The organism is Grimontia sp. NTOU-MAR1 (genome assembly GCF_035758505.1).
Taxonomy (GTDB): domain Bacteria; phylum Pseudomonadota; class Gammaproteobacteria; order Enterobacterales; family Vibrionaceae; genus Enterovibrio; species Enterovibrio marinus.
Window position 1 is genome coordinate 444,420 of sequence record NZ_CP142109.1, and the last position, 13,681, is coordinate 458,100.

At 46.5% G+C, this 13,681-nt stretch carries 9 protein-coding genes; 3 read left to right on the forward strand and 6 right to left on the reverse strand.

Features of this window, described 5'->3' with window-relative positions:
- The first annotated feature begins 1 nt into the window (after position 1).
- The 3 genes from VP504_RS19935 to VP504_RS19945 are packed head-to-tail and all read left to right on the forward strand — an operon-like array spanning position 2 to position 4,718.
- Entirely contained in the window at positions 2-670 is a 669-nt protein-coding gene (locus VP504_RS19935; protein ID WP_325895132.1) for a transglutaminase-like cysteine peptidase, read from the forward strand.
- Between the two features lie 6 nt (positions 671-676).
- Positions 677-2,608: a bifunctional diguanylate cyclase/phosphodiesterase gene (locus tag VP504_RS19940; protein ID WP_325895133.1), complete on the forward strand. Its 1,932-nt coding sequence runs from the start codon at positions 677-679 to the stop codon at positions 2,606-2,608.
- On the forward strand, positions 2,601-4,718 hold the full coding sequence (locus tag VP504_RS19945; RefSeq protein WP_325895134.1) for a type I secretion system permease/ATPase: 2,118 nt from the start codon (positions 2,601-2,603) through the stop codon (positions 4,716-4,718). The genes VP504_RS19940 and VP504_RS19945 overlap by 8 nt, the downstream gene beginning before the upstream one ends.
- 102 nt (positions 4,719-4,820) lie before the next feature.
- Here the strand turns inward: VP504_RS19945 and VP504_RS19950 are convergent, their stop codons facing one another.
- The 6 genes from VP504_RS19950 to VP504_RS19975 form a co-directional block, all read right to left on the reverse strand.
- Entirely contained in the window at positions 4,821-6,485 is a 1,665-nt protein-coding gene (locus VP504_RS19950) for a DUF342 domain-containing protein (RefSeq protein WP_325895135.1), read from the reverse strand.
- Between the two features lie 285 nt (positions 6,486-6,770).
- Complete coding sequence (locus VP504_RS19955; RefSeq protein WP_062713956.1) at positions 6,771-7,154, reverse strand: PilZ domain-containing protein; 384 nt, start codon at positions 7,152-7,154, stop codon at positions 6,771-6,773.
- 196 nt (positions 7,155-7,350) lie between these two features.
- A complete protein-coding gene (locus tag VP504_RS19960; protein ID WP_325895136.1) occupies positions 7,351-8,097 on the reverse strand; it encodes a phosphatase in 747 nt (248 codons plus the stop codon).
- A gap of 9 nt (positions 8,098-8,106) precedes the next feature.
- A complete protein-coding gene (locus tag VP504_RS19965; RefSeq protein WP_325895137.1) occupies positions 8,107-10,167 on the reverse strand; it encodes a GNAT family N-acetyltransferase in 2,061 nt (686 codons plus the stop codon).
- A 119-nt stretch (positions 10,168-10,286) separates the two neighbouring features.
- Entirely contained in the window at positions 10,287-11,255 is a 969-nt protein-coding gene (locus VP504_RS19970; RefSeq protein ID WP_325895138.1) for a ParB/RepB/Spo0J family partition protein, read from the reverse strand.
- A 3-nt stretch (positions 11,256-11,258) separates the two neighbouring features.
- A complete protein-coding gene (locus tag VP504_RS19975; protein WP_062713964.1) occupies positions 11,259-12,467 on the reverse strand; it encodes an AAA family ATPase in 1,209 nt (402 codons plus the stop codon).
- Positions 12,468-13,681 lie beyond the last annotated feature (1,214 nt).

Consider the following 13,681-nt stretch of genomic DNA (forward strand, 5'->3'; position numbering starts at 1 on the left):
GATGCGTAAAAAGGCCACCTTGTTTCTCATGTTCCTACTGCCATCTATTGTAACATTCGCACTGAATGGTACAGACAATCAATGGATCAACAAAGTAGCGTCGTTTTATGGCGAAAGAGCAGGAAAGCGAGTCGCGACATGGCGTAAAGTCGTCGCGGACTCTGCCAATCTCTCAGAGACCCAGAAACTTGAAGCGGTAAACACCTTCTTCAACCAACTCTATTTTGTGAATGATATCGATTTGTGGGGAAAGAAGGATTATTGGGCAACGCCATTGGAGTTTCTTGGAAGCGCGGCGGGGGACTGTGAAGATTTCAGCATAGCGAAATACTTCACGCTTCGTGAGCTTGGCATTGACGATAAAAAACTACGTCTGGTTTACGTTAAAGCCATAAAACTCAATCAATTCCATATGGTTGTTGCTTACTACCCGACCGCTTCCTCCGAACCAGTTCTGCTGGATAACATTGATCCTGAGATAAAAAAGGCCTCAAAGCGACGAGACCTACTGCCTGTTTACAGTTTCAACGGTAGCAGGCTATGGCTCATGAAAGAACGCGGTAAAGGTGAGCTTGCAGGCAATTCATCGCGACTGGGCTTGTGGAACGATCTCCGGAAGCGTATGGGATCTGTAAGGCTAAACAAACCGCTCAAAAACTATGGTGGGTGAACGTCTATGACTTTATACCGGCAATTGTTTACATGGATGTTGGCGATATTCTTACTGCTGATTCTGGCGGTGACAGGTATTCAGCTAAACACCACTCGTAATTTTCTGCTGACTCAGCAATCGGCTGAGGTAAATAACACAATCAACTCGATGGGCCTCGCCCTCGCGCCTTATCTTGAAGACGACGATAAAGTCGCTGTGGAATCAGTGATCAACGCACTGTTCGATGGCGGTTTCTATCAGGAAGTACGTCTGAAAATGCTATCCGACGGCAGTGAAATTGTCCGTGAATATCCAGTACATGTAGAGGGCGTACCTGACTGGTACACTGGTCTCGGCCTCTTTCCTATCATCACAGAGGAGCGCACATTCACCAGCGGCTGGCTGCAGCTAGCCGAGGTCAGTGTCGTCTCGCACCCAGGTTACGCTTACAAGGAAATGTGGCGTTCCACCATCCAACTCGGTATCTGGATTGGTATTCTGTTCGTGATTGCGATGCTGATTATTGCGATACAACTCAGCCGCTCTCTGCGCCCACTCGATACCATCACTGCGCGCGCAAGAGAAATTGCCCGCAACAAATTTGGTGACCCCATCCCGCTTCCACCGACCCGCGAACTGAAAACCGTGGTACGTGCGATCAACCAAATGAGCAGCCAACTTGAAGCTTACTTTGAACAGCAAGCTAGAGAAGCTGACCGCCTGCGTGAACATGCTTATCGGGATACTGTTTCTGGTCTGGGCAATCGCAGTTTCTTCGTTGGTCAGCTTAAATCCTGGCTCGCTGAATCTGCTATTGGTGGTCTGGTGATGGTCAAAGTTGACCTGATCACTGATACCTATCGTGATCAAGGCTTTGCTCAGGGTGATACTATTGTTGGCCAGTTTGCCAAGAAGCTGAACACCACCCTGACAGATGCTGACTGCACGGCTTCACGAATTTCTAAAGATGAGTTTGTGGTGCTTGCGCCAAACAACACAGGTGAAGATCTGCAAATCATTGGTGAAAGTATCATGGCGATCGTCAATGACATGCAACACGACCCAATGGGCATTACCCCGCCGAAAGTGGCCATTGGTCTTGTCGTAAACAGTACCGATAACAGAGACGCAAGCGTGCTTCTGGCGCAGGCGGACAATGCCCTTACCCAAGCTCGTAACACGCCAAACCACCCAATCTCGACGATTGACCAGACCGAGAACGATGCCTCCATGGGTAAACAGCAGTGGAAAGCACTCATCCTCGATGCCATCGCGCACGACTGGTTCAAGTTTAAATTACAGTCAGCTTCAACCAGCGACCAAACTGTTATTCACCAGGAAGTCTTTTCTGCCATTGAAAAAGGTGATGATTATTTCGGTGCTGCGCACTTCCTTGGAGCCGTTGAGCAGTTGGAACTTGGTGAATCTTTTGACCGCTACGTGTTGAGCCACATGATTGATCGCCTGAGTGAAGACGCTAATCTTGGACCGGTTGCGATTAACCTGACCCAGAATAGTGTCACCAACGCATCCTTCATCCGCTGGTTGACCACCATGATGCAGAAGCATCGCAATATGGCGGGTCGCCTGTTCTTCGAAATCCCAGAAAGTGTGTTTGTCCGCTTCCCAGATCACGCCAGCCTGCTGACCGAACAAGCGCATCGCTTTAAGTTTGGATTTGGTGTCGACAACTATGGCCGCAACTTCCAGTCGCTGGATTACCTCAACAAATTCAAGCCTTCATACGTGAAGATAGATTTTGCTTACACCAGTAATCTCGACGACGAATCACAAAGCCATGTGCTAGCCTCAATATGTCGTACGGCCCACAACCTCAACATCACGACAATCGCAACGCGTGTTGAAACGGAAGCTCAGCTGAACAAGCTGTCAGAACTGTTCGTAAACGGCTTCCAAGGCTTTATATTCGAGAAGAAATCAGAGAATCATGGTTAAAGACCCCCTGTTACAATCTTTGGTTTACGTCAGCCGCTACTTCGGCCAATCAAACTCGCCGGATGCCTTGGTATCCGGCCTGCCAATTTCTGACGGATTTCTTTCTCCATTCCTGTTCCCTCGTGCCGCTGAGCGGGCAGGTATTGACGCTAAAGAAAGCCGTCAGGCGCTCAAAGATTTGTCTCCCATGTTGTGTCCTTGCGTTTTGTTACTAAAGGATAATCAGGCATGTGTGCTTCTGAGCATTAACCACGAAACAGGTGAAGCCGAAGTTGTTGAACCGCTCACGGATACCGCGCCTGCGGTTCGCCCTATCAGCGAACTGGAAGAGGATTACCTTGGTCGTCTTTTCTTACTGAAAAAACACTTTCGTTACGACGAACGCTCTCCTGAAATTCTCAAGGAACGTCAGGGGCACTGGTTCTGGAGTACCCTCTGGGAGTCGCGTTCAATTTACCGTGATGTGCTGATAGCCTCCATTTTTATCAATGCCTTTGCTATCGCCACCCCACTCTTTTCGCGCATCGTCTACGACAAGATCGTGCCGAATCTAGCGTTCGACTCCCTATGGGTACTCGCCACTGGGGTCTTCGTCATCTTCATTTTCGATCTTGTGCTCAAGATGCTACGAAGTTACTTCATAGATATATCTGGAAAGAAGTCTGACTTGCTCATCTCATCGCGGATTTTTGAGAAAGTTATGGGTATACGCATGGAGGCCCGTCCACCTTCCGTGGGTGCCTTTGCGCGTCATATGCAGGAATTCGAATCCATCCGGGACTTCTTTACATCTGCATCTGTCTCCGCATTGATTGATTTACCTTTTGCCTTTTTCTTCCTGTTTATTATCTGGATTGTCGCAGGTCCTCTCGTTATCGTCCCCATCGCTGCCGTGCTAATTTTGATGATCCACGCAGCCATTATCCAAAAACCCTTGCGCCATACCATTGAAGAAGGTTCGCGTCTGTCTTCTCAAAAGAATGCCAATCTGATTGAAAGTCTTGCTGGTCTCGAAACCATCAAACTGTTTGGTGCAGAAAGCCAGTTCCAATACCGCTGGGAAGAAGCCGTCGCGCACATGGCAAATTGGGGCATCAAAACCCGTCGCCTTACCGATTCAGTTCAAAACGCTGCGGGCTTTATCCAGCAGTTCGTGAATGTTTCCATGATTGTATTCGGTGTGTATCTGATTTCAGCCGGTGACTTGACCATGGGTGGATTGATTGCGGCTACCATGTTGAGTTCTCGCGCCGTAGGTCCGATGGTACAACTCTCGCTGCTATCTACCCGCTACAATCAAGCCAAGTCAGCGATGGAAATCATCAGTCAGCTAATGAATATGCCATCCGAGCAGGAAGAAGGGAAACGCTACATTCACCACCCCATTATCCGCGGCAAGATTGAATTTGACCGCGTGAACTTCAATTATCCGAACTCTGAAGTCGCGGCACTCCGTGATATCTCATTCACCATACTGCCAGGGGAAAAGGTTGCCATCATCGGGCGGATTGGTTCAGGTAAGACAACCCTTGGTCGTCTATTAATGGGCCTGTATCGCCCTACAGAGGGCTCAGTGCGTATTGATGAAACGGACGTTAGTCAAATCCATAACATCGACATACGACGTAATATAGGCTGCGTGCCGCAAGATCCCACTCTGTTCTTCGGTTCGATACGCGATAACATTACCTTAGGACGCCCACTGGCTGACGACCGTGATATTTTGGACGCAGCAAACCGTTCCGGTGTCACTACCTTTACCCAGCGTGATCCAGCCGGCCTCGAACGTCAGGTCGGTGAGGGCGGTAACCAGCTATCCGGCGGTCAACGCCAGTCTATTGCGATCGCCAGAGCAATGCTAGGGCGACCTCCTGTTCTCTTGATGGACGAACCAACCAGTGCAATGGATAACCGCTCGGAGCAGTTTATCAAGCAGCAGATGTCATCGCTTCGCCGCGATGAAACCTTGATCCTCAACACACATAAAACCGGCATGCTCGATGTAGTAGACCGTATCATCGTGATTGAGCAGGGCAGTATTGTGGCTGATGGACCAAAGCTGTCCGTGTTGAAAGCTTTGAAAGAAGGGAAAATTCAGAAGGTAAGCTGATAGTTTCGGTTTTATCAGTCAAAGAAAAAGCACCAGTCTAGGTGCTTTTTCTTTGTCATGTCATTTTACAGTGTAAATGACAACGGCCTGTCTGGCGCAGCATCAAGAGGAAGATTTTTCGATGGTCACTTCTTTACCGTTGGTGACAAATTTGCATGCACCGTACTCGTTAACCAAATTGGTAGAGGTATCACCTATCTGGCAATAAACACCAGGGAAACAGTTTTTATATACTTCAATTACATAGCGCCGATAGAGTGTACTCAGCTCAGATGAGCTGCTTTCCATCTTAGTTTTGATTTCAGCTATTCGTTCAAAGTGGTGTGTTTTCGTCCATGCAAGACGTTCGATTAGCTCATCTGGACGCTTGTTAGCTGGCTGCTGCAGTAATTTCATTTCTGCATCTTTCACCTTCATCAATTGCTCGTGCTCATGGTCCAGCTCTTTAGAGAGATTAATGGTGTCTCCCATCAGTTCACTGAGCCCAGTAAATGCATGAACATTGGTATGAACACCCGATGCTGCGCCTAACGTCACGACCCTCACGCCTCGCTGGGCGACATGCGTTCCTCCCGTTAGGGTACCGTTTCGTTTATATTCATCACATACAACAAGATCATTTTCTGTAAAGGTACGGCAATGCATCGCATGCTGGCTGATCGTGATGTCGCCTTTTGCTTCAATTCGGGCGTATTGTGCAAATTTGGCAATCACCGAGCCATTGGCTTTCAGACTGGTAGATATTTCCTGTTCAGACTGGACTTGCCTGCCTAGTAACCCGTTGTGAATAATAATGTCACCACCCGCAGTCAACGAGGCAGACTCCACGACACCACCAACAGTGATCGAGCCTGTGGCATTCACTTTCATTCCGGCGTTGACATCCCCGTTGATGACAACACTGCCCTCAAAGTCGATATGTCCGGTGGCAACGGTAACATCCTTTATGCAAAGCGCATTATCCACTTCGACGCCGTCGGGATGCAGCATGGGTAGACCGGCAACTTCCGCAATAATCACGTTCTCGTCGTTGTTGCTGAATTTACTACCGGAATAAAGCTGAAGAGGGATATCGTTGCCTGGTGTGGTTGGGAGGATTTCGCCTGTCACACGAAACCCTTCAATCCCTTTTGTTGGCGGGATACGTTTTGCGAGGGGCTGTCCTTCCTTAACGGTGACCATCTTGCCCAAATCGCGCATATCGACAGTGCCATCTTCTCGCTCTTGAGGACGAAGCACTCGGGATTTGCTGTCCTTCACTAAGTAAGCCAGTTTGGAGTCATCACCAGGTATCGGCCATTTACCGCTGGCGATAGGCACTTCGAGGTATTCCCCAGGTTTTAGTCGCGCTGATGCAGAGAGAAGTTTTTGAAGTGTTTGCTTCTTTACGCCGCGTACAATTTGAGACGCTTTTAGTGCCGCCAGAAGATCATTGCCTTTTATTGGATTGCCGCCGCAAGCACCGTTGACACGAAGGAAGGCTGTCATTTTTTCATCGTCAAAACGCGCAGTAACCGAGGCATCGCGGAGTTCAGCGATAACAACGTCGTCAGGCTCCCCTTTCCACTCATCGTTAGAAGCGTTGATTTTGTCCAACACAGTTTCTATGGTTTTCTCAAAGCGGAAAAAACTGGCTACTTTATTTTGTACCAGCCAATCGACAATATGCTTTTTTTCGATCTGGGGTGCGTCTTGTTCTTCCTTCGGTACTACAGTCATGTATACCCTGCGACCATCGTTAGATAGCCGCAAAAGCTGTTGCAGCATGTAATCCCCTAAATAAATACATTAAATCTATGAACGAATGTCACGGATACATTCTACCTAGATGATACACTTCAAAAGAAACACCACAACACTCAAGTTAGAATCAGATCTCATTAAATTAATGAGTCCCGACTCAATTAAGATATCCATGTCATATAAATGAATTATAGAGAATTTTTAGGCATTATGCCCTCGCTCTCGTCAAAGTTTAGTTCAAGCTTATGATAGACAAAAAACACACATATTTAGTGTGCTTTTAAATCAGTGAGTTAGCGCTTTCATAATCTATGGAGACAACATCTGATGTTCTTCATCAGATAGCCATTCATCTAAACTAAAGCCGTAACGAAACTTTCCATCGGCTTCATCGTTACAGTAGATTAACGAACCTTTTAATGATGGGATATCAACGACTTTCAGAAAATAGTTTACTTCAAGAGCAATGTTTTCTGACGTTATTAAGCCCATTCCACTACGACTGATATCGCGGATAACAACTGGGTGCCCGAAATCTTCTTCGTCGTGCTCTGCCATCGGATGTAAGGTGGCATGTAGACGTGCAAGGATCCCCCCGCCTCCTAGTTCAATTCTCTCCTGAAAGCGTTTACACTCAGCTTCTCCCCCAGATCTCTCAATCAGGGTATCGCAGAGCTTTTCATAGTCATTCATTGTACTGCCTCCCCGGTAACGGATTCTCCTCTTACTGCGATAGCTAACCACTCACAGCCGCAACAGTACTTCGTTACTCTCAGCAGCAGAGATAAAAGTATATTTATGATTCAACAAATTCCATGTATTGAATATTAGATAATCTTTATCCAATTTACTGCGAATTTCCATGTTCATTTACAGTGTAAATTTACGTTCACTGGGCGAGTTCTTCGACACGCCTTTGCCTGATTGCAAATCGACGACGTTGAAACGTCTCAAAACGCACTGCTCCTGACGTGATAACTTGCTCCTCTGAAAGACCGACTTTTTCAATCATTGTAAGCACGCTTGATAGATTACCAATATCACTGGCAAAGTGAGCATCAGACCCCGTGGTGACATAAGCTCCCATATCTCTTGCAAGCTCAGCTATCGCTAGGCAATACGGTTCGCTGCCTTTCCTTGAGCCGTTTAAAGACGAGTTATTGAGCTCAATCGCGACACCATGTTTGACCGCCGAAGCGACAACAGCTTCCGCGTCAATCGGATAATTAGGGTTACCAGGATGGGCAATAGCATCAATCAATTGGGATTCGATTGCACCAATCATCGCTTGAGTGTGCTCCTCTTTGGACAGAGCACGAAAAACTGCTTCATGTAAACTTGCATTGACCCATTCCATCCCAGCATACACATAGGTCGGCATATCCAGTTCCCCATCGGTATTCATAATATTGGTCTCAACACCGCGAATAATCCGAACGCTGGATAGCAAATCAGGAATCACACGTTGATTAACAAAATGCCAATGATGAGGAGCGCCTGGCATAGTACTGGCATGATCGGTCACACACAGATGACTTAAGCCAACAGATTTGGCCTGTGCCGCGTTTTCCAAAATTGTGCTGTAGGCATGACCGCTGGCGACAGTGTGTGTGTGAGTATCTACGACAAGTTTCATTGTATGTCCTTATTTTTCCAACTGCTGTCGAATCCAGTCACGCATGGCTGCTTCCGTATCTTTGCGTCCGTGAAATCCATATCTCTCTGAGACTTCTGCCCATGACTGTCGCTGGAGAAGACGCGAAATCATTAGCGAGCCTATATCGTTGGACATATTCTGTGTCATCCTTGTAGCAAGCCTGTGAATGAACCAATGCCATAAACTGCCTGTCACCAAATCGTATCCCAGACTACCTTGTGCAAAAAGGTCAACCTGGTGAAGAGCAAAAACTGAAGGCGGACTCGCTGCATCTGAGCCTGCCAGCAATGCTGCAACCAGTTCTGTGTCCATATCTGAAAACTGCTCGCACATCTGGTGCTTAAAGTTGAGATAGAACAGGTGTTGAATTCCATCAAACCAATCAGGTTTACCTTGAATGTGTTTGCCAAGTTGAAGCGAATAAGTGCCACTTGCAGAGTCGCGCTGAACCCCCAACCGTAAAGGCTGATAACCCAAAGAGGACCAAAATTGCCAAAGCTCTTTGTTGGCACCAAAACTGGTTCCCACAATATTAATACTCTCCTCCCCAGCCGCTTTCTCAAATGCGCCAACCAACTGCGTGCCAATCCCCTTTTTCCTAAATTCCGGTAACACAGCGATACGTACAATTCTAAGTAGAGGTTTTTCCAGAACCTCTACATTACCAGTATGGGAAGCGAGACTTTGCGCTAGCAGGTGTCCTTTGAGTCTGCGTTTTCCTTTAACAACTGCTTTGGCCAGGTCTATATCGAATTCACCTTCTTTCGCTGCCAATAATGCCCCGACCAAGACGCCATCACAGTATGCGCCAAGCAAGCGTTGATTTAGTCCATCCAACAACTGGACTAAATCATTGGGTGAAGTCTGATAGTGTGCTGTCACCAGCAGTGAAAAAAGTTGCCTTAACCCGTCTTCATCGATCGAAAGCTTTCTAGCGTTAATTGGCTTAACTTTGATAGTCCTTTCGTTATTTTCAGGAACCAAAGGTTCCGCATCAAACAAAAATGCCTTAAACAGCCAAGACTCCAAGGGATCATTTTCAGCCCAACGAACCGCCTCAGTTAAGACAACTTCCTGCCAGCCTTTAGCCTCAGTATTAAGTAACGCTCTAAATCGATGACTGAATGCACGGCCTGTTCCCTCATAACCATGCTCAGTGGAAGAAAACGCGATACGGCTATAGGCCTTGAGCATTTTAGATAACATCGGAAGTGGAATAGCCGCTGCTTCATCAACAAGCAGAAGCTCACAATGAGGTTTATCCCGAAGCAACGCATCAGGCGCGACAAAGGAGAGTTCACTGCCGTTATCTGCCAATAATGAAAAACGCCCTTTTTTAATCAAATCTCCGCAGTCTGCTGCATGGGAAAAAAGCGTTTCGACATTAGAAAAATGAGGAGAAGTGACGATTATTTGTTTTTGGGATTGGAGCATCACCTCTGCAGCAGCCATACCCATTGCGGATGATTTACCCCGCCCTCGATCCGCGACTAATAGAGCGGGCCGACGCCGGTGGCCACTCAATACTTTCTTTATAGCTGCTATCGCAGTGTGTTGGGATTTGGTTGCTCCTGTTGTCTGCACCCTTATTTGAGTTTCAACGTTGGCAACGTCGACTGTTGGCAAGGAAGAGTGGCCTTCTTGACGCAGAAATGCTGCTGCAGAGTTATCCCCCAAACGGAGGAAACGTTGATAAAAATGACTTTCTGGAAATCTCCTTTCGTCCACAATCAAAAACAATAGCTCTCCGCCTCTAACACTACCTGCAACAACACAGAGTTTGTCGACGTCAACAACCGTTCGCAGATCGAGAGCTACTGTCCCTATCCCTTTCCCCAGCAATTGGCGGACCTTATTCCAAGGGAGTATATGACTACCACAGAGCGAATCACTGACCACGGCATGTACATCGCCCGCAAAGAAAATATTTTGAAGAAATGCATCATCGCCAGATACGAATACGGGATATCTTACAAAACCGGATTTGGCTTTGTCTTTCAGGCTATGGAGTATTTGAAGAGGGTCAACAGTCACAATCTTTTCGTTCATCAATGGATATCCATCAATGATAACGGAAATAGCAAGGGGGAGAGAAAGAATTAGGGACTAGGCGTTTTAAATCCCAGAAAGAAAAAACGCGCCCGACGGCGCGTTTACTATCATTCAACTCAAGCTAGGCGCGACTTGATAAATGCCAGAATAGCATCAGCATCTTCGTCTTTTAGCTTTTTAAGGTTAATTGCAATCGCATCACCTTTACGACGATAGCTTGCACGACCCTTGATTAGGTCGATAGTAGGTGCTTCAGGTTTTACTGTTTTTGGCTTGAGAGAATCACACCACTGCTCAAGTACAATTGTTACCTCTCGGGTAATTCGGCTCACACCTGTCGCTTCAACTGTCTGCCAAATCGGCGTGCCTTCGAACTTATCGTCCAATGCCTTCTTTTCATCATCAGTCAGAGAGAAGTATAACTTGTGCAGCTTAACAATGGTTGGGCGGCCCAGCTCAGCAACACTTGGGTAAGCTTGTAGCAGTGATAGAGGCAATGCTGCCGCTTTCAGAGCGCCACTGACCAGTGCTTCGCTGCACTGACAAACTTTCGCCAACTCTTTCTGATCGAGCACATCGCCGCGATCTAGCATGGCCTGCATCTCTTTACCACGCTCATAAAGCGACAGCGGTTTGTGTGCATTGGCGACATCTGACAGGAATTTCGCATGCTTGCTGTTGATGCCTTTAGCGACATAAATCAGGAAGTCTTGCTTGGCGAGAATACAGGACATTCGGCGGCGGCTACCGTCCAGTACTTCAATCTTATCGTCTTCCAGCCAACGACCGACAGCAGGATATTGCTGACCACGAGCTTTCAACGTGGTGAGAATATCTTGCAGGGCGAGTTCATTTAGGAAAGATTGCTCACGGGCGTTTTCCGAGAACACGGATGTGCGGTCAGCAACATCCGCTGCTGCCACACGCACCAGTTCAAATTCCACAGTGGCTTCACCAGCTACAGAAAGTTCGATCACCGCTGCTTTATCAGAAGCGGCTTTTTGCGCTTCCTGAGCCGAGGTCGCGCGACGTTTATCCGCTTTACCAAACAAGCGCGCATTCAATTCTGACGTTTTAATGGCCATTTATCACTCCTGGTTTCGCTGCGACCAATGGCTGTGAAGCACTCGCTCCAACTCCAGCCCGGCACGATGAACCGCTTCCTGCGCCGTTGATAGGGTCTTTTTCCCGCCCTCGAAGTCCTGGGCAGTCAGGTCAAACACGGTACTATAGGTATCTGCACACGTTTCAAATGCACGGCTTCTTGGAATCGTCGCCATCATAACCTGATCACCAAGGAGATAGTTCATTTCAGTCAGTACCGACACTTGTTTTTTGTTGTCATCTTCAAACATAGTCGGAACCAGACGAACAAACTCTAGACCAGGCCAATCTTCCGGGAACATTTCATATACCGTAGGTAGGTGTTGGAAGAAGTTCACGGTGGAAGCCCAGTCTAAACGCTTTGCTGCACAAGGGATCAACAAGGCATTAGAAGCATACATAGCATTCCAGACAAGAGGATCGATATGCGGACCGGTATCAATCATGATGATGTCAAACTCATCAGCAATCACATCAATAACTTTCTCTTTCAACAACTGCACGATGTCCAACGAGCCATTGGTCGCAAGGCTTTGCCAAGCTTCGGCGTTAAACATGGCGTCTTCAGGGAAAGCCGCAATCGTTTTCAGGTTAGGGTACTGTGTTGGTAGCAGTACATTCTTCATCATGAATTCTTTATCAGGAGTCTGTGGTGTGTTTTCCAACATCACGTCAACCGCAGAGTAGATCCCTTCCTGCTCGGTAATACTGATTTGAGGGTTAAGGAAGAGGCGAAGCGAACCTTGTGGGTCTAAGTCGATAAGACAAATACGGTAGCGCTTATCGAGATTCAGCGCCATACAAGCTGCGATATGAACGGCACTCATCGATTTTCCGGTGCCGCCTTTCTGGTTCTGGATATTGATAACCCAAGGCTTATACCCGGCGCCTTTTCCTTCATGGAAAGCCGGAATTTTCGCCGCTTCCATGATTTGGTGAGCTTCATCTAACGTAATAGAGTAATGGTTAGCATTATTCTTCGTGAACTGATGACCACCCTCTTCCATACGGGTAATAGCTTCATCTAACTTTCGACGCGTCAGCCCGGAACGCGTTTCCATCAATGCTTTTGACATTGGTGGGAACAGTTGGTCGTGACGTTCCTCCATCACGATTTCAATACGGTCCGCTTGAACCTGCTTGGTTTGCTCTGCAATAGTTTGCAAGTTTTCTATTGTCTTTTCCCTATTCATTTTTCTTTTCGCCATAAAAGAGAATTAAACAAATTGTACAGCAAAATACATCACGCACAATAAATAGCTGAACACACTGCAAAACAATTAGGATCTTGCTCACTTTATGTCAAGATGATGAAAAATCGAACAAATAATTTGTGACTTACGACAGGTCGAAATACCCAGATTTAAAGTGTTACGGCGTCACCTCTTTACAATGTAAACCAGAAATAAAAAGAAGATAAAGTGAAAAACACCGGAACGCTGATAAGATGAGCTCAAATTACGGCCTCTGTCATTTCAACATCAGTATTGAGAAATTTCAGGTTGAATACCTGATATCAGTCGATAGAGCCACGCTGTTACACCTCATCTTGATCATCGTTTCGAAAACATGATCAAGATGAAAGCTGGGGCGTTACCAGAATGATGTAAATCCTCTATTCTTCCTTGATCATGCTTTCGCCTGCAAAGACGTGATTAGGAAAAATGATCAAGGTGAAAATCAGAGGAGTAATTCGCCAAGGAGTAGGGTTATCGGATCCTCATTTATCGAAAAGATGATCAAGTAACAGACAGCATATTGATCATCAAAAGGAAGTACCGGAACGATGATAACATAGCGCCAAATTACGGCTGATGCCTTTTCAACACTGGCTTTATCCAAAAAATCAAAGCGGTAAAACCTTAAATGGCTAAAGTAAGGGCATAGCCTATGTTCATTCAAAATACACAAACACTCACTTGATCATCGTTTCGATTACCGGACACATATATCGACCCGGCTAAAATACGTCTGATGTAAGTTCAATTGAACAGATACCCAGTATACCGGGAGCACAATATCAGTACTAAACAGGTAAATTAGGATGAAACGATGTCAAAAACACGTTTCCCTGATCATTTTTCCGCTCGGAAAAGGGGATGAGGAATGCTGAAACAACGAGTTTTCACCAAATACCAAAAATCCGCTGTGGATAAATTGTGAAAGCACCATGATCATGCTTTGGGGCTTTCGATGATCACACTTTCGAATCTTTGATGATCATTGATTCGGGCTTATAATGATCATGCTTTCAATACCTTAATGATCATCTTTCCAAGGATGCCCTGATCATCGTTTCGAGACACCTGAAATTTATAACCTTTAATAACAACGGGTTACAGCATTCTATTCGCCTGGATCATAAGATCATAGAATCAATAAGATCTATTTAAATCAAAAAGATCAG